Origin of the sequence: Acinetobacter vivianii, assembly GCF_014635885.1 — a bacterium.
GTDB classification, from domain to species: Bacteria; Pseudomonadota; Gammaproteobacteria; order Pseudomonadales; family Moraxellaceae; genus Acinetobacter; species Acinetobacter vivianii.
In genome coordinates, this window is record NZ_BMDR01000003.1 from 43,848 (window position 1) to 60,434 (window position 16,587).

Annotated in this window: 19 protein-coding genes; 12 read left to right on the forward strand and 7 right to left on the reverse strand. The window is 41.9% G+C overall.

The window, feature by feature from the left end:
• Positions 1-40 precede the first annotated feature (40 nt).
• The 4 genes from metX (at position 41) to rdgB (ending at position 3,744) form a co-directional block, all read left to right on the forward strand.
• Positions 41-1,201 (forward strand): homoserine O-succinyltransferase MetX, encoded by a 1,161-nt coding sequence (metX, locus tag IEV36_RS06705; protein ID WP_004775798.1) that lies wholly within the window; start codon positions 41-43, stop codon positions 1,199-1,201.
• Positions 1,201-1,794, forward strand: coding sequence for a methionine biosynthesis protein MetW (gene metW, locus IEV36_RS06710; protein WP_004775800.1), 594 nt, complete (start codon positions 1,201-1,203; stop codon positions 1,792-1,794). Before metX ends, metW begins: the two co-directional genes overlap by 1 nt.
• Positions 1,791-2,378 carry a tetratricopeptide repeat protein gene (locus IEV36_RS06715; protein WP_005259745.1) on the forward strand — a complete coding sequence of 196 codons (588 nt, stop codon included), beginning with the start codon at positions 1,791-1,793 and terminating at the stop codon, positions 2,376-2,378. Before metW ends, IEV36_RS06715 begins: the two co-directional genes overlap by 4 nt.
• A gap of 742 nt (positions 2,379-3,120) precedes the next feature.
• Complete coding sequence (rdgB, locus tag IEV36_RS06720) at positions 3,121-3,744, forward strand: RdgB/HAM1 family non-canonical purine NTP pyrophosphatase (RefSeq protein ID WP_005259748.1); 624 nt, start codon at positions 3,121-3,123, stop codon at positions 3,742-3,744.
• Between the two features lie 17 nt (positions 3,745-3,761).
• Here rdgB and IEV36_RS06725 read toward each other — a convergent pair whose 3' ends face one another.
• Positions 3,762-4,649 (reverse strand): AEC family transporter, encoded by an 888-nt coding sequence (locus IEV36_RS06725; protein ID WP_005259750.1) that lies wholly within the window; start codon positions 4,647-4,649, stop codon positions 3,762-3,764.
• Positions 4,650-4,800: 151 nt separating this feature from the next.
• Between IEV36_RS06725 and tatA the strand changes: the two genes are divergently transcribed.
• From tatA to IEV36_RS06745, 4 genes are all read left to right on the forward strand, one after another.
• On the forward strand, positions 4,801-5,016 hold the full coding sequence (tatA, locus tag IEV36_RS06730) for a Sec-independent protein translocase subunit TatA (RefSeq protein WP_005259752.1): 216 nt from the start codon (positions 4,801-4,803) through the stop codon (positions 5,014-5,016).
• Positions 5,017-5,028: 12 nt separating this feature from the next.
• On the forward strand, positions 5,029-5,472 hold the full coding sequence (gene tatB / locus IEV36_RS06735; protein WP_005259753.1) for a Sec-independent protein translocase protein TatB: 444 nt from the start codon (positions 5,029-5,031) through the stop codon (positions 5,470-5,472).
• Complete coding sequence (tatC, locus tag IEV36_RS06740; protein WP_005259755.1) at positions 5,469-6,233, forward strand: twin-arginine translocase subunit TatC; 765 nt, start codon at positions 5,469-5,471, stop codon at positions 6,231-6,233. Before tatB ends, tatC begins: the two co-directional genes overlap by 4 nt.
• A gap of 181 nt (positions 6,234-6,414) precedes the next feature.
• On the forward strand, positions 6,415-8,400 hold the full coding sequence (locus IEV36_RS06745; protein ID WP_005259757.1) for a PhoX family protein: 1,986 nt from the start codon (positions 6,415-6,417) through the stop codon (positions 8,398-8,400).
• A gap of 46 nt (positions 8,401-8,446) precedes the next feature.
• Here the strand turns inward: IEV36_RS06745 and IEV36_RS06750 are convergent, their stop codons facing one another.
• Positions 8,447-9,229, reverse strand: coding sequence for an NRDE family protein (locus IEV36_RS06750; RefSeq protein ID WP_005259758.1), 783 nt, complete (start codon positions 9,227-9,229; stop codon positions 8,447-8,449).
• 106 nt (positions 9,230-9,335) lie between these two features.
• Between IEV36_RS06750 and lgt the strand changes: the two genes are divergently transcribed.
• Entirely contained in the window at positions 9,336-10,148 is an 813-nt protein-coding gene (lgt, locus tag IEV36_RS06755) for a prolipoprotein diacylglyceryl transferase (protein WP_004775818.1), read from the forward strand.
• A 101-nt stretch (positions 10,149-10,249) separates the two neighbouring features.
• Entirely contained in the window at positions 10,250-10,615 is a 366-nt protein-coding gene (locus tag IEV36_RS06760) for a hypothetical protein (RefSeq protein ID WP_005259760.1), read from the forward strand.
• On the opposite strand, the gene wrbA is transcribed toward IEV36_RS06760, so the two are convergent.
• A complete protein-coding gene (gene wrbA / locus IEV36_RS06765; protein WP_005259763.1) occupies positions 10,612-11,211 on the reverse strand; it encodes an NAD(P)H:quinone oxidoreductase in 600 nt (199 codons plus the stop codon). The two genes, IEV36_RS06760 and wrbA, sit on opposite strands and share 4 nt — an antisense overlap.
• A 113-nt stretch (positions 11,212-11,324) precedes the next feature.
• Here wrbA and IEV36_RS06770 point away from each other — a divergent pair, with 113 nt between their 5' ends.
• Positions 11,325-12,575, forward strand: coding sequence for a YihY family inner membrane protein (locus tag IEV36_RS06770; RefSeq protein WP_005259765.1), 1,251 nt, complete (start codon positions 11,325-11,327; stop codon positions 12,573-12,575).
• 26 nt (positions 12,576-12,601) lie between these two features.
• Here IEV36_RS06770 and IEV36_RS06775 read toward each other — a convergent pair whose 3' ends face one another.
• Positions 12,602-13,507, reverse strand: coding sequence for a DMT family transporter (locus IEV36_RS06775; protein ID WP_005259766.1), 906 nt, complete (start codon positions 13,505-13,507; stop codon positions 12,602-12,604).
• A 107-nt stretch (positions 13,508-13,614) separates the two neighbouring features.
• Here IEV36_RS06775 and IEV36_RS06780 point away from each other — a divergent pair, with 107 nt between their 5' ends.
• Entirely contained in the window at positions 13,615-14,415 is an 801-nt protein-coding gene (locus tag IEV36_RS06780; RefSeq protein WP_005259769.1) for an AraC family transcriptional regulator, read from the forward strand.
• A 1-nt stretch (position 14,416) separates the two neighbouring features.
• On the opposite strand, the gene IEV36_RS06785 is transcribed toward IEV36_RS06780, so the two are convergent.
• The 3 genes from IEV36_RS06785 to IEV36_RS06795 all read right to left on the reverse strand — a co-directional run bounded on the left by IEV36_RS06785 (position 14,417) and on the right by IEV36_RS06795 (position 16,556).
• Positions 14,417-15,313, reverse strand: coding sequence for a polysaccharide deacetylase family protein (locus tag IEV36_RS06785; protein ID WP_005259771.1), 897 nt, complete (start codon positions 15,311-15,313; stop codon positions 14,417-14,419).
• A gap of 70 nt (positions 15,314-15,383) precedes the next feature.
• Entirely contained in the window at positions 15,384-16,025 is a 642-nt protein-coding gene (locus tag IEV36_RS06790; protein WP_004775826.1) for a fumarylacetoacetate hydrolase family protein, read from the reverse strand.
• Between the two features lie 33 nt (positions 16,026-16,058).
• Entirely contained in the window at positions 16,059-16,556 is a 498-nt protein-coding gene (locus tag IEV36_RS06795; RefSeq protein ID WP_005259773.1) for a YcxB family protein, read from the reverse strand.
• Positions 16,557-16,587: the final 31 nt, after the last annotated feature.

Sequence of the window (16,587 nt, forward strand, 5' to 3'; positions counted from 1 at the left end):
CTTTTATTATTAATGATTTATTATAGGGCGAATCATTCCAGTGTCTTTTCCATCGGATTCAGTGGGTTTAGTCACACCACAAAAGTTTCAATTTGAACAACCTCTAGAACTTGAATGTGGTCGAGTATTACCACGTTTTGATTTAATGGTTGAAACCTATGGAACACTCAATGCAGATAAATCGAATGCCATTCTGATTTGTCATGCACTCTCAGGACATCACCATGCCGCAGGCTACCATCATGAAGATGATAAAAAAGCAGGCTGGTGGGATAGCTGTATTGGCCCTGGAAAAGCAATTGATACCGACCATTTCTTTGTTGTTTCATTAAATAATATCGGGGGCTGTAGTGGCTCTACAGGACCAACCTCACCCAACCCTGAAAATGAAAATCGTCCTTATGGTCCAGACTTTCCACTGGTTACCGTGCGTGACTGGGTCAAAACCCAAGCTATGCTGTCTGACCGACTCGGTGTTGAGGTTTGGTATTCCATTATTGGTGGTTCTTTAGGGGGGATGCAAGCCTTGCAATGGTCACTGGATTATCCTGATCGCCTAAAAAAATGTGCCGTTATTGCCAGCGCACCAAAATTATCAGCTCAAAATATTGCCTTTAACGAAGTTGCACGCCAATCAATTCTGTCAGATCCAGACTTCCATCATGGGCGTTATCTGGAAAATGACAGCTATCCAAAACGTGGCCTGATTCTGGCACGTATGGTAGGCCATATCACTTACTTGTCTGAAGAAGCCATGAAGCAAAAATTTGGTCGTGACCTCAAGTCAGGCAAATTTATGTATGGTTTCGATGTCGAATTTCAGGTTGAAAGCTATTTGCGTTACCAAGGTGAACAATTCAGTCGCAATTTCGATGCAAATACTTACTTGATTATGACCAAGGCACTGGATTATTTTGACCCTTCCCGTGAATATGAGCATTCTTTAACAAAAGCCATGAGTAAGCCAAAATGCCAATTTTTGGTGATTTCATTTACCACGGACTGGCGTTTTAGTCCAAGCCGTTCACAGGAACTGGTAGATGCGTTGATTGATAATCATAAGCCTGTCAGCTACTTGGATATTGATGCTGAACAAGGCCATGACTCTTTCTTGTTCCCTATTCCACTCTATGTGAAAACACTACGGGCATTTTTAGGTGGAGAACAACAGTTGAAATCGACACGACAGGAGCAGCACTGATGCGTATAGATCAACAACTCGCCGAAAAGTGGATCAACCCGAACTCTAGCGTGTTAGACTTAGGCTGTGGTGATGGTGAATTGCTGGCTCATATGAGCAAACAGCACAATATTCGTGCCTATGGGCTAGAAATTGATCAAGAAAAGATTGCAATTGCCATCAGTCGGGGGTTAAATATTATCCAACAGGACTTGAACCTTGGTTTAAGTCGCTTTGCCGACCAGTCTTTTGACTCTGTGGTTATGGCACAAGCTTTGCAAGCTGTAGATGCACCCGATGTATTACTTCGTGATATGGTGCGTGTCGGCAAACAGGCTATTATTACTTTTCCAAACTTTGCGCATTGGAAGACGCGTTCTTTTCTTGCATTGAAAGGGAAAATGCCTGTTTCGGAAGCTTTACCTTATATGTGGTATAACACCCCGAATATTCATTTATGTACTTTCCGCGATTTTGAAGCCTTGTGTGCTGAGAACCGGATTAAAATTATTAATCGACTTGCCGTTAATGGTGACCAACAAGGTAGTATGCTCAGTAAGCATATGCCGAACCTATTTGGTGAAGTCGCAATTTATCGAGTGAGCGCTCTATGAAAAAGACATTAATCAGCACATTTTTATTTGGTCTGATCAGTATACAAGCGCACGCTGACTATGTTGCCCAACCACAATCGGTAGCAACACAGGCAGCGCGATATTCAGTGATGGATATCAATGGATTACAAAGCGCAGCGAAATCTGGTCAGGCTGGGGCACAGTTTTATTTAGCAACCCGTTACCAGTATGGTAAAGACGTTGCTAAAGATGAGAAACAGGCATTTACTTTATTCAAGGCCGCAGCGGATCAAGGTTTATCTGCAGCACAGTTGAATGTTGGCCGTATGTATGCCGATGGTATTGGTACCAAGAAAGATGAAGCTTTAGCGCGTCGTTATTTCGAGAAAGCAGCAAGTAATGGTGATAACCGTGCCAGCTTTAATCTTGCAATGATGGAAGAGCAAAAGAAAAACTATATGGGTGCTTATCAGTGGTATGAGCTTTCAACCCGTGATGGCATGCTCGATACCAAAGTAATCAAACTTTCTGAAGGTAAGAAAACTGCTTTGGCGGCTAACCTGACTCAAGATCAGATCCGTACCGCACGTGACCGTGCTGATAAATGGATTCAAGCACAATAATCTTTTTTAGATGTATTGAGCGATAAAAAACCGACTTGTGAAAGTCGGTTTTTTATTGCGATAATCTTGGTCAATATCAAATAAAAGCCCTCAGGCTAATTTGCTGCTAAGTCAATAAGTATAAAGAAGAGAAATTTAATGCTTAATAGAAATGAATTTAAACTTTCAATTTATATAAGTATTTTCTTTATAGTGAGTGGCATCATTATATTTCAGATGCTAAAGCCATTCTTTTTTGATCATTCTCAAATATTAACTTTCTCGATTCAAATTACTTCTTATAAAAATGGCTATACCCAAAGCGATTTCATGAAAGAGTTAGAAAAGTTAAATTCAACTGCTTATGCGACATATGAGTCTGATTACTTTTCCCATTTATCACGACCCATCTACAACGTGAAACGATCTTAATGCTACCAGTATTCAGAAAAAATACAGATACAGAAATCAGTGAAATATCATCAAAGCCAAGTAATCAGTTTCATTTTCAGCTCCCTTTTCATTCCCAAAAGCATTTTTATCCCATCGCGTATATCAACCTCAATTTTCCTTCAATTTTTGGAAGTATTACTTTTGATTGCAAAAGCAAGCACCCTCAAAAGACATCTTTGATTGAAACAGAAAACTATACCGCCCAAATCATTTTTAATCGGAAAAAATGCTCTATTCATTCATATTCATAATTCAGCTATTTCATTCTAGAAATACGTTAAAATACGCAAAATTTAGATAGGTTTAACTCATGTCTACCCAATCATGGCTCAACCAAGGCAGCCTTGTTCTTGCAAGTAATAACAAAGGCAAAGTTGTTGAATTTGAACATCTCTTCCAACAACTCAACCTTCCTGTTGAAATCATTCCTCAAGGCAAACTGGATATTGAAGATGCGATCGAAGACGGTCTCAGCTTTGTTGAAAATGCCATTATCAAAGCGCGTCATGCCTCTAAACTTTCAGGCAAACCAGCCCTCGCAGATGACTCAGGACTTTGTGTTCCAATTTTAGGTGGTGCACCTGGCATCTACTCGGCACGTTATGCAGGCGAACACGGCAATGATGCTGCCAACAACCAAAAACTTTTAGCTGATCTCTCACCCTTCCGTAAAGATGGCGAAGTGATTGAAGGCATGTTTGTTTGCGTACTCGCGCTCGTTACTCATGCAGAAGATCCACTTCCACAAATTTTCCAAGGCATCTGGAAAGGTGAGATTTTAGAGGCAGCTCGTGGCGAAAATGGCTTTGGTTATGACCCTTTATTTTGGCTACCTGAACTCAATGTTTCGAGTGCTGAACTGAGCAAAGTTGAGAAAAATAAGATCAGCCATCGTGGGCAAGCAATGCAGCTGTTTAAAGCAAGTCTAGTTTAAAATACTAAAGTGCCCTCCTAAATGAGGGCACTTTTTACATGCAATAAGATGCCATACACAATAATGACCAAACAGCTCACCATTGTTCCTGCAGCAATATATCGGGCTGAAATGCCGGTACCCTGATAATGAGTTTCCAAAGCCACAATATTGGCGGCTGGTGGCAAACAGAATAAGAAGAACAAAACAGGAAGCAATAACTTAAGCTGTGGAATCGGGATCAAATAATAAGTCATGGCGCAGATCAGCACGCCACACAATAATTTCAACATCAGCGTACGCATACTTAAAAGCAAATCTAAAAAATGTACCCGAGTATGCCTCAGCCACATTCCTAAAATACACATGCCAGCAAAGCTCATCCCAAACTTGGCAATCTCATATATCCCTTCTAATAGCATATTTCCTTCTAAGCGCTGAACTCCCAGAAGCCACAAGATAAACGCAATCAATAAGGCAAGCACAGGCGGTGATTTTATAACTTTATGTAACGTCGCGAGATGATTCGTCGGTCCTTCTGAAACGGCAGCAACTGCCCAAATATTGCCAAATAATGAACCACCGATATATAGCGCAATCATGGCAGCACTGACCTGTTCGCCAAATAAGGCAATGGCAAATGGAAAGCCTAGCCAGCCGATATTGCTGTAGCTAAAACACAGCGCTTGTAAACGATCTTTTGAATAATAGGCAAATAAATAAAACAGAATAATGGAAGAGAGAAAACTAAACAGAATCAGCGCAAAACTACCGGCCTGATAAAACACCATATTGTAAATAATCACAACTGGAATAAATAACCGCGCCAATAAGGATGACAAGACTTTCTTACACTTCTCTGCAAGCTTAAATTGAGCAAGCAACAAGCCGAAAATGAAGGCACTGAGTGGAAGAATAAAAGTCATGTTATCTAATTTTGATCGCTTATTTGGCAGCTGTATATGCTAGCACTGTTTTGGGTTGTGCCGATGTTTGTCTTAAAACTGCAATATAAGTGTCACATCTTTGTCATGCCTAGCTGTTGAGATATATCCAAAGTTTTATAGGAATAAAATTATGGCTGGTTTATCGATTTGGCATGTGCTGATTTTTGCAATCGTGGTGATTTTACTTTTCGGTACATCAAAGCTTAAGAACTTAGGTAAAGATGTCGGTGGCGCGGTTAAAGACTTCAAAAAATCGATGAAAGAAGATGAAGTCGCGACGCCTTTAAATGAACCTCGCACCATTGATGCTCAAGTTAAAAATACTGAAAGCTCGGTAAAAAGCTAAGCGAGCACGACTATGCTGAATTTGGGAATGACCGAGATCTTTTGCTTTGCAGTAATTGCATTGCTGGTGCTCGGTCCTGATAAATTACCAGAAGCTGCTCGGTTCGTGGCGAAATGGTATGGCAAAATAAAAAAGTTTATCAACAATATTCAGAATGAAATCGATCGCGAACTTCGCCTTTCCGAGTTTCGCGAAGAAATGCAAAAAGAAATTGATAAAATCACTGAACTTGAACGCAGGATGCAACAACAGTTAGATGCGCTTAAAAGCACACAAACATCATCCGATGCTGAGCCAGTACAAGTAGAGACGAATCAATCAACGACGACTTACAGCTTTCGGTCTCAACAAGCAGTCGTTCCATTCAGTCTTGAATACCAAAAGCAATTACCTTTCAACCTTGAGCCGAATAGACCGCCTCAAAAGTTTGATACAGAATTAAAGATTGCCGTATGAGCCAATTACCATCGACTTCCGTCAGTACTGAAGAAACCCTGCAACAAATGCCTGTGATGCAGCATTTGATTGTACTCCGCCAATATCTTTTCAAGATTGTTGGGGTGACGATTCTTCTTTTCTTCTGTTTACTGCCATTTAGAAATACAACCTATCAGTGGCTCTCAGAACCATTAAGACAGCAACTGCCAGCTAGCTCAACCATGATTGCGACCGATGTTACTGCAACATTCATGGCACCATTTAAGCTGAACTTGTTTGTTGCTTTTATGCTGGCAATGCCTTACATCATTTATCAGATATGGTCATTTATCAAACCCGCACTTTACGAAAAAGAACGCCATTTAGCCATTCCTCTCCTGTTAGGAAGTATCGTGCTATTTTATCTAGGTGTGGCATTTGCCTATTTCATTACTTTGCCTGCAATTTTGCATTTCTTTATTAGCGTATCCCCTGAAACAGTTGCGCCAATGACTGATATCAACAGCTATTTAAGCTTCTGTTTAAAACTGTTTTTGGTCTTTGGTTTTACTTTTGAAATTCCAATTATTACTTTAGTTCTCATCTTAATTGGTCTGGTGAGCACACAAAGTCTGGTTGAAAAACGTCGCTTCATCGTTGTGGGATGCTTTTTTGTTGCTATGTTTGTAACCCCTCCAGATGCTCTTTCTATGATCATGCTGGCTGTACCAATGTGGATGTTATTCGAACTCGGTTTATTGCTTGGAAAAATACTCGAAAAAAGAAAAGTCGAAAACTAAAAAACGGAGATAAAATCCCTGAAAATATTTCAGGGATTCTTTTATTTTGCTCTATATTTTTCAATAATTTATAAAAATAAAATTGTCTTCAAACTGCCTTCAAACTGTCAAAAAAATGTCATGTCCTATTCATAGAATCTATCAGGATTTATTTACCATATATTATAGATACGGATTTATTATGACAGCCAATACCAATCAGCCAAGTCGTCGTGATATTTTAAAATGGTTCGCTGGCGTTCCATTTTTACCATTGGGGGCAATGGGTACAGCAGCAGCTCTAACAGGTTGCAATGATGACAACGATAATAATGTTGTCACTCCACCAGCAAAACTGGTGAAATTCAAAAATGCCAAATTTACGCCGATGGCCGCCCCATCAACCACGGCGGAAATGGCGACTACCTCGGTCAAATCAAGCTTAACAGTGACTTGGGAAGACAATACAGCAACAGAATATAAATTAGGTTATCAAGAGTTTTTCCGCACGGGTATGGAAGTCGACAATATCAATGGCGGAAAAATTATTGCGGGTAGCTATTACGACATCAACAATCAACCGATCAGAGATACATCGGTTGCTGGTCAAGAACGTCAATTCTTCTCTGATTGTCCAGATGGCTCATCAATGATTTATCTCAAAGATGCACAAGTTGCTGGTGTCAATAATCCAGTATTCCATGTGGTTCAGTTCGAGTACACCACACATAACCTCGCTCAACAAAGCATGTATGGACAATTACCCTCTCCGATTGCCGTACTTACATTAGACCAAGACCAAAAAACAGGCCATCTTGCATTGAAAAAATACTTCAATGTGGACATGTCGAAAGTTCATGGTCTATGGATTACTTGTGGTGCTAGCCTTTCGCCTTGGAATACTCACCTTTCAAGTGAAGAATATGAGCCAGATGCTTTCGATCAAATCGGTAGCACGCTAGCAACATTAAAAGCTTACAGTAAAAATCTGTATGGCAATGAAAATACAGCCAATGTATATAATTATGGTCATTTACCTGAAATCATCCTCGATGGTAAAGGTCGCGGTACAGCGGTTAAACACTACTGCTTGGGCCGCATTTCACATGAACTGATTCAGGTCATGCCAGACAACCGTACCGTAATTATGGGTGATGACTATACTAACGGCGGTTTCTTTATGTTTATTGCAGATAAAGAAAAAGACTTATCTGCGGGAACATTATACGTTGCAAAATACACATCTGAGCTGAATGAAACCTCTACAGCACCAATCAAATGGATCAAGCTGGGCCATACCGACAGTAAAACCATTGAAGATCTGGTCAATGTTCGCGGCATCAAAGCCGAAAACATTATGGAGAGCTTAACCACAGCACCGGCAGATTTAACAGGTTATACACAGATTGTCCTTGATAAGAAAACGCTTTGGATCAAGTTAAAAGAAGCCAATAATGGTTTCAGCAAAGCAGAAATCGAATTAGCTGCTGCCTTCCTCGAAACACACCGTTACGCTGCCCTTAAAGGCGGTAGTATGGCGTTCACCAAGATGGAAGGAACTACGGTGAATATCAAGGATAAAGTTGCTTATTCTGCACTTGCCAATATTCAGGACTCAATGATTGAAGGTAAAACGGGTTGGGTCGCAGCACATAATGTAAAATTCAAGAACACGCTAAAAGCTGGTGGTGTACTTGCACATGATCTTAAAGGCAGCCAAGTCGATCATCTCAATAATGTGATCAATAGCGAATGGACACCATATCAAAGCCATATGGTTCTGATGGGCAAAGATATTCCAGCAGATAGCTTAGGCAATACCGCTGATCCTGATAACATCGCAAGCCCAGACAACTTAAAATTCTCTGAAACGCTACGTACTTTGTTCATCGGTGAAGATAGTGGTAACCATACCAACAACTTCCTATGGGCTTATAATGTGGATACCAAGTCTTTAGATCGAATTCTTTCGACTCCAGCGGGTGCAGAATCAACAGGTCTACATGCAGTTGATTCAGTGAATGGCTGGACCTATATCATGAGCAATTTCCAGCATGCGGGTGATAGCTCAAGTCTTCCTGCTGAATTAAAAGCAACAGTTTTAGCCAACTACAATGGTGGTTATAGTGCAAGTGTTGGCTATATCACCGCTGATCCAGTTGCACCATCAATTGAGAAAAAAGCTTAAATTCAAGCTTTAATTTCAAAAATGCCGACTCTATGTCGGCATTTTTTTATTTCTGTAAATCTACACTTAATTCAACAATCTCACCCTGCTCTTCTCCTTGCTGAGATTTTTCCAACCATTGCCATTGTGTTGGCGTGAGTCGTAAAAAGTTAGAGCATCGCGTTCCGTATACAGGACTCTGGATAAAGGTTGAAGACAATAATGCTTCCATTTCGGTACTGATGCCTGTATCAGGTAATAAATCTGGAATGACTTTGCGCTCATCCTCCAAAATATCCCAAGCCGCATGTCTGAGTTCAGATTCCAGAATCTGGGATTGTTGCAACATCGGTAAAAATTCTTGAGTAAAGCGCTTGCGCAAATGTCTGGTCTTTTGCCAATCTTCGGACATTAGACCATTTGACACTACGTATACCCCATTCGGCAGCACTTGAGGTGCCTCCCCACGGTTACTCATGTAAACCGCCTGTTCCCGATCTCCAACAAATAGATTGAATCCCGCATAGTCCTGTTGTTGCTGTTCCAATTGCTGTGCGAAACGAATCGGTGCCAGATCACTTTCCAGAAAAGATTGAATCAGATGCCCACGTGATGTTGTATAGGATTGTTGATCCCGACCATTTCGGAAATTGGTCAGGATGGCCCATCGCCCTGATGCAGTTACACCCATCCATGTGCCGCCTGACTGTAGGTCTTGCCCAGCCACAATCACACGATTTGGCCACTGATGTAGGCTTGCACTGGGACGGTGATAGAATTCATCACGATTTGAAAGTAAGCATAATGGCATCTCATCCAGCACATGCCATGCGAAAGCGACAATACACATTGATTTGGTTCTCACATCTTTACACATTGAATGTACAACATTTTTCACATCATTCCGCTACAATCTGATCAAAACTTAATTCCAAATTCTAAATTGAGGAACAGCAATGCTGACCTATCCAAATATTGATCCAGTTGCGCTGAGCTTAGGACCAGTCAAGGTGCACTGGTATGGACTCATGTATCTCTTGGCTTTTCTATGTGCTTGGGGTTTAGCATCATATCGCGCTAAACAACGTGATGGCTGGACTGCCGATATGGTTTCAGATCTGGTCTTTTACGGAGCGCTGGGCGTTGTGCTGGGTGGTCGTGTGGGCTATGTGCTGTTTTATGAGTTCGGTAAATTTCTGGAAAATCCGCTCTGGTTATTTCAGGTCTGGACAGGTGGCATGAGCTTCCACGGTGGTTTCCTCGGCGTCATGATTGCAATGTTGTTCTGGTGTAAAAAATACCAGAAAACATGGTTTCAAACCTTGGACTTTATCGCACCGTGTGTACCAACAGGCTTAATGTTTGGACGTTTTGGTAACTTTATCGGTGGGGAGCTCTACGGTCGTCAGGTGCAAGACCCGAACTATCCTTTCGGGATGATTTTTCCGACAGACCCATTAGGTCTAGTGCGCCATCCCTCACAAATCTATCAAGCCATCTGTGAAGGGCTGATCCTATTTATCGTGCTGTGGTGGTTTAGTTCCAAGCCACGTCCACGTATGGCGGTTTCTGCATTGTTCCTGACTGGATATGGTGTCGCACGCTTCTTTATGGAATTCTTCCGTCAACCCGATGCAGACCAAGGCTTTATTTTGTTTGGCTGGATGACCAAAGGCCAGATCCTCAGTTTCCCAATGATCATCATTGGTCTGTGGATGATCTGGTATGCCTATCGTCGAAATATCTATGACTGGCAGTTAAAGAAATAACAGGATGGGAGCTTAGGCTCCCATTTTTTTGCTCTTTATAAAATACGAATAAAAAGCGTATAGTGATTTTATAAAATAACGATTCCCAACGAGCGAAGGTGATGTCAGATCACAGTTCAGATTTTAAAATCCACCATCTCGTTTTATCACGATCACCCCTACACTTGAATCCGGAGATTGTGATAGAAATAGAAAAAAGACTTGGCCTTTCATTCCTTAATGAAGATCAGCCGCATCGGGTTTGTTTTGCCAATCAAAATGCTGAACTGCAAGACGCCTATAAACAGGTTTTCAGTGCAACCGACCTGCTTGATTATGTCTATGCCATGTTGATCTCAGAACAAGGTAATCTCGATAAAATATCGCTGCTCAGTGAAAATCAGAGCTTGATTGCCTATCCAACCGACCCTCTACAATTCTGGCAGTTAGTTCGAATCGGACAAAATTACCGTCGTTCTATACGTTAAAGTTTTCCAGCCAGTGCTTTTACAACCTCACCCAAACGTTTGCCTTGTGCTTCACACAAAAGCTTTTCATCTTGGCTCAGGCTTTGATCATGGCGTGGTCCGCTGACATGACTGGCGCCATACGGCGTTCCACCCGTTTTAGTATTCGACAATGCTGGAATCGAGTTCGGTAAGCCCAAGATCATCATGCCGTGGTGAAACAACGGCGGCAGCATCGTCAATAATGTACTTTCCTGCCCACCATGCATCGAACCCGAAGAGGTAAACACACAAGCAGGTTTGTTATGCAACGCACCATTTAACCATAAGCTAGTGGTTTGATCCCAAAAGTACTTCATTTCGCTGGCCATATTGCCAAAACGGGTCGGTGAACCCAACGCTAAACCTGAGCAATGCGTCAGATCATCCAGACTACAATAAATATCACCATCTTCTGGAATACTGGCCTCAGCCTGAGTCACCACCGTCGCCAAGTTGGGCACGGTTCGGATGCGTGCAGTCACACCCGCCGCTTCAATTCCATCGGCGATGAGGTGCGCCATTTGCTTAGTTGAACCATATTTACTGTAATAAAGAACAAGAACGTAAGGTTGCATCACTTTCAAGAATTTTGTTAAAAAGAACACTATACGACATTTTATACATTTTAGGCTGTTACAAGTCCTGTGCTTTCACAGGATTTTTATTAAAAATAATTAGGATAGAACCCATGATCTTACACCGTTATCTAAAAAAACTGCCTTTTTTAGAAAAAACATGGTTTCAATTTATTGTGTTTGTGTTACGGCGTTTTGAAGCTGACCGCTGTCGGGAACAAGCAGGAGGACTGACCTATACCACCCTGTTTGCAGTCGTACCAATGTTGACTGTTTTTCTGGTGATTATCTCCTCCATTAAAGCATTAGAACCAGCTCGGCAACAGCTACAACAACTGATTTATAGTAACTTTTTACCGAAAAGTACCATTGCCTTTGATAAGGCCTTAAATGCATTTACCGAGAAGTCCAGTAACCTCACGGTGATTGGTGTGCTGTTCCTGTTTGTCACCACAGTTCTGATGCTGACCTCTATTGAGAATGTATTTAACCGGATCTGGCGGGTGAAAGAGACCCGTACTGGTCTGGTCGGTTTTATGCGTTACTGGACCATTATTTCACTGGGACCGATTGTATTGGGCAGTGCTTTTGTACTGTCTTCCACAGTCGCTTCAATGAGTATTCTCAGCAATAATTTTGCAGGCTATCAGTTGGATGGTGCATTCCTGCTCTGGCTGATCTCGTTTTTACTGACTATTGTTGGCTTCTTCATTTTATACTGGACCATTCCCAACCGTATTGTCCCAGTATTTTCAGCCTTTATTGCGGCCTGTTTTAGTGCGACGGTATTTGAAGTTCTAAAACGTTTTTTTGGCTGGGTCATGAGCAACTTCACCAGCTATGAAATTGTCTATGGTGCATTTGCTGCGGTGCCAATTTTCCTGCTCTGGATTTACCTCTCCTGGAATATTATTTTACTGGGTGTGGAAATCAGTTTTGCCCTCACCGCATTCCATTCTGGAAAAGAACAGAAACGCCATCCTATCCTAATGTTACTCGACATTCTGGAACTGTTTTATAAGAAGCAACAGATTGGTCAAAGTGTCAGTGAGAAAGAGCTGTTGAATATTATTGGGCGTGGTGAATTAGGTCGTTTACCTGCTTATATTATGCAACTGGAACAGCAAAACCTGATTATGCGTACCGATAAAGATGAATATGTACTGGTTCGTAATTTAGCGCAGGTTGATTTCTGGAGCTTCTTCACCGCCCTCCCTTATCCATTGCCGCTACGTAATGATGTTGAACATATTCACCAAGATGATGAATGGATGGAACGACTCGGCCCATCCTTGATTGAAAGTAATGATTATTTAGCCGCCAAGCTCTCCATTCCACTTTCCACCATCTTTGAACAAAAATAATCAAAAGGCCTCAATCGAGGCCTTTTTTATTTTCTGAGCCAGCCTTGCAAACTGACCACCACAATTCCAAGTAACACTAAGGCTGAACCAATCACAAAATTCAGTTCAATTTTTTCACCTAGCAACCACACACCAAAGGCCATGCCAAATAACGGGGTCAGGAAGGAAAAAACGCCTAATCGGGAAGCCAGATAATTGCGTAATAACCAGAACCACGCCAGAAAACTGGCAAAGGATACAATCAAGGTATGAAAGGCCAAGCTGCCGATCACCAGCGGGGTAAAATGAATCGTGGCTTGTCCAAGGAATATAGCCAAGCCAAACAATAAAACAAAACTACCAGCCAGTTGATAAAACAAGGTTTGCGTGACGGCGGCTTGTGCCAGAGAAGATAAACGCACCGTAATCGTGGTTGCAGCCCAAGCAATACTCGCCGCCAACGCCAGTAAATCTCCCCATAACATTTGCTGTTCTAACTGCGTTGCACCCTGATTTGCTCGCATGAAAGTGACCACAATCCCTAAAAAAGCAATAGCAATACCGCCCCACTGCAACACACTTAAACGCTCGGAAGGAAGCTTCCAGTGCAGCCCCAAAGCCACAAAGATCGGTGCAGTATACAACAGCACCACCGCATGAGATGCAGACGTCCATTGCAAAGCTTGCGCCAGCAGAAAGAACTCTAATGAAAACAGAAAAGCGACCAATGCCCCTGCTTTGAGATTCTGGCGATTGAATAACTGACTGGCTTTATCCAGATATAACAAAGGCAACAACAGAACAGCAGCCAAACCTGAACGTAATGCAATCTGCATTAAGGGCGAAATATCGGGAGCGGCCATTTTTAAAATGACTTGTTGTAAGCCCCAGATCATACACAGTACGATCATCAGACCTGATGCGGTTGCATCTAATGCTTTGCGCTCATCCATAGCACGCTCCCAACTCTATAATTTGAGAACCAATATAAGACTGTCAGATTTTCATGATATAGTGAAAATCTGACAAGACATGCGTGTTTTCGGGCAATTCTCATCTTATGAAAAAGTCAGCACAAAGGATTCAGGATTTTCAGGCAATTCCAACCTATAATGATATTCCCGCGCCGTTATGGTTAAGCGTTCGGGATGCGCCCGCAGAGACTTTTTATCCTAAACACGCACATGCTTGGGGTGAGTTTATTTATGCTTTTGATGGCGTACTTGAAGTCAATATTGAGCAAATCAATTACCTTACGCCTCCACCTTATGGCATCTGGCTACCGCCACATTTGCAACATAGCGGGATTAACCGTAATGATGTGACCTATTGTACGCTTTATATCCATGAGTCTTTATGCCAACGGATGCCGCAACAGGCTGGGATTTTACTCTCCGCACCACTGGTTTCTGCGCTGCTGGAACACATTCGTCATCATTCATTTTCAGAACAAGACCCAGAATATATACGCCTTCTACATGTTTTACTGGACACGTTAACGCATGCTGAACTGGTCGGTAGTTATTTGCCCACCACCCAACATCCGGCACTGGCAAAGATCCTGACCCATTTACATGAATTTCCTGCCGATAACAGTACCCTTGAACAACTCGCACACATGATCAATATGACCGAGCGAACCTTAGCGCGTTATAGCCAAAAAGAATTGGGGATGTCACTGCATGAGTGGCGGCAACGTTTAAAAGTCATGAAAGCCATGTCGATGCTGAATCAGGGCAAAACCATTGAGAGTATTGCCCTAGATCTAGGCTATGCCAGCTCATCGGCTTTTATTTATATGTTTAAACGCTGGATGCATTTCACGCCCGATCAGTTTCGCAAGCTCTATCAAGGTCGTTAGATCAAGGTAGATCAAAACGTTTTAAATTGTCCTGTTCGTAAGGTGCATCTTCAGCTGGATAACGTAACTTTGTCTGACCTTTTTGCTTCGCCAATGACCAGATCAAACTTTCTCCAGCAGGCAAAATATCAGGATGTTGCTGATACAAAGGATCGGTATAAGCCTGTTCACTTTCAATCCATTGCCAACCTTGTTTTTCGAACGCTTCAATCACGTCATTCAAAAATGCAGCATTAATCGCATTTACATGGAGTAGCAACACATGCTTTGGAGAATAGCCAATCGTTTCAACAGCCAGCTGATCATAATAGGCAGCCCGATCGAGTAAATGGGCAATATACGCTTGTTTTAATCTTTCAAGTTGAGCTGTATTTTTCTGTTTTTGATAAGACAAATATTTCAGATTGTAAAACCAGTCACTGGCATCGATACTTACCGCACCTGACTGATAGCCCTGCTGTTTTAAGTATTGGGCAACGCTATCCCGCTTTTCCTGAGTATTGCCTTCTTTTAAGAAGGGATAACGATATCTGGCTACCCAACCTGGTAAAGGACGAAAAACCTGCTCTGCACGCTGAATACCCGCAATGTACTGCTGACTAGAGATTTGATCTTTATTGAGGTTGAGATGTAATTCGCTATGATTACCAATCCGATGACCTCGTCTACCCCACTCCTTGACCAACTGTAAACCAGCATAATCCCCAATTTTAATCACACTTGGGTAAATCATACTTTTGAGCTGATGCTGTTTAAGCTGTTGTAAAATTTGCTGATTAATCTGAGTCGCTTGCGCATTCAGATCAGGATTTACGCCATCATCAAAACTGAATGCAAGCTGTTTCGCATGGCCGATGGTGGTCATTAAAAAGAGTGCGACATATAGCCATGTTTTCATTCTATTTTTCTCATTGTTAAAAAATGGCGCTGATATTTTCATAGCAGCGCCATTTTATTGATGGTGATGATTATGCTTTTACAAAGCTATCCCAATCATATTCACCAGACTGGGTAATCAGTTTCATGGTCAACTGATCATTGGCACGTAAAGCGCCGACACCTGCGGGTGTACCCGTCATAATCACATCGCCTGCTTCCAGACTAAAACATTGATTGATCTCAACCAGTAATGCACCAATATCCCGAATCATATCTTTGCTAAATCCATGCTGACGCTCAACGCCATTAATGGTGAAAATGAGTTCTAACTCTTGCAAGTCACCCACTTCATCCGCTTCGATCCAGTCCGCCAAAAGACAGGCACCATCAAATGCTTTGGCACGTTCCCATGGTTCGCCTTTGGCTTTTAAATCCCCTTGCAAATCACGCAAGGTTAAATCTAGCCCCAAGGTCACTGCACCGATCGCTTCTAAAGCTTTGGCAGGATCAGTTTCCTGAGATAAAGGATGGGTGATTTTTAAACAGATTTCACATTCATAATGACACTCACCTAAAGCCTGATTCCAACTAATTCCTTGCGATAAAGGACTCAAACTGCTGGGTGGCTTGATAAATAAGATCGCACGATCAGGAATAGGGTTACCTAATTCTTTCGCATGTTCAGCATAATTTCGGCCTACACACACAATTTTTGAAGGACGTGTACTCATGAATGTTCCTTGTTCTTTGAACCGCTGATAAGTTTACTTTTTAAAACTATTTTCAAATTTGGTTTGATCTGCTGAATTTTCAAATGCACGCTTCGGTACAATGATGACCGTATGACTTTTCAGTTCCAGCATATAGGTCAGCTTGCCAATTGCAAAGGATTGGACCTCGGCATATTCGGCTCTCTGGGTTTTACCTGTTGAATACAGCTCAAAATGATCCTGATATAAATCAACACCCTGTTCACTTTTCCCAAATTGATAGCGTACAAACTGGCGCTTGAACAACATCGGCAATAACCAGTAGCGCATCACACCTTGCATAAGCAGGAAAAAAGCACCCAGCGCAACATAATAACGCCCTACCCCAGAGAAGCCTAAATAAACGCCCCACAGGATAATGGCAATACTAATCACGGGAGTCAGAAAACGACTAAACGTCTTTTTACCAAAAGTGACCAGAGCAAAACCATCTTGTGATTCTTCCAGATTCAGATAATAGCGCACAGAGACTGTTGGACGTTGTTCAGACATTTTTAAAATTCTAACATTTGAAAAAACTGAC